The following is an 863-nucleotide window of genomic DNA, read 5'->3' on the forward strand; positions in this document are numbered from 1 at the left end:
TGATGCTGGCCCCCGCGAAGCCCGGCACCGCCACCAGCGCCCCGGCCATGCCCGACAGCGGCGGCACGCTGGCGCTGCTGGCCTTCAGCCCGGCCGGCACCGCATCGGTGTAACGCAGCAAGGTGCCATCCAGCGAAATGCGGTCGGCCCGGATCGCCGTGGGTGCCGGGTTGCCCAGCGTGGCGGCGAGCGCGATATGCTCCTCGTCATCGGCGTCGACATCGGTCACCTCGGCATCGAAGCCATAGTCACCATCGGCCATCACGCCGACCCCACCGACCAGCACATCGCCCTTGTAGAGCGGGAAGCCGCCGGGATCGGCCGCCAGCCCCAGCGGCGAGCGTTTGGGCCCGATCAGCGGGCTGCCGACGCCGAAGCGGGTGACGAGATCAGAGCAGGGCAACTGCGAGAATTGCACGCCATAGAGCGGGCCCGACTCCAGCCCGACCGTATTGGCAGACGGCGGAAAATGCGGCTGCACGATCATCGAGGCGGTTCGCGTCGAAAAGGCATTGCCGCCCGACGAGAGATAGGCCCCGGTGATCGCCTTTGCGATGGCGGCCAGCTCCGCCGGCAAGGTTACCCCTTGCGCATCGATGTTGGCACCGTTGGCATTGGGCCGCGTGGTCGCGGTCGCCCGGGCGCCGGCCATGCGATAGACGGCGAGCACATTGCCGACCCGGTCCACCACCGCAATCACCGCCGGCAAGCCGCGCGCGCTGGCCTCGGCGGCGGCGCGGGCGATCACCTGTTCCACATCGGCCGTGGTGAGTGCGGCAGAAGGCACGGCCGGATAGACGCTGGCGGGCGTGGCCGGCGGGGTCGGCGTTGGCGTGCTGCCGCCGCCCGCCGCGGGCGTGGGT

The 863-nt window shown here is 70.9% G+C and carries 1 protein-coding gene; it reads right to left on the bottom strand.

Translation table 11 applies throughout. From position 1 onward, the window contains the following. A partial coding sequence (locus GJV64_RS14945) for a heme-binding protein (protein WP_235927781.1) occupies positions 1-863 on the bottom strand: 863 nt, incomplete at both ends.

This window comes from Sandarakinorhabdus rubra (assembly GCF_010994245.1).
Taxonomy (GTDB): domain Bacteria; phylum Pseudomonadota; class Alphaproteobacteria; order Sphingomonadales; family Sphingomonadaceae; genus Sandarakinorhabdus; species Sandarakinorhabdus rubra.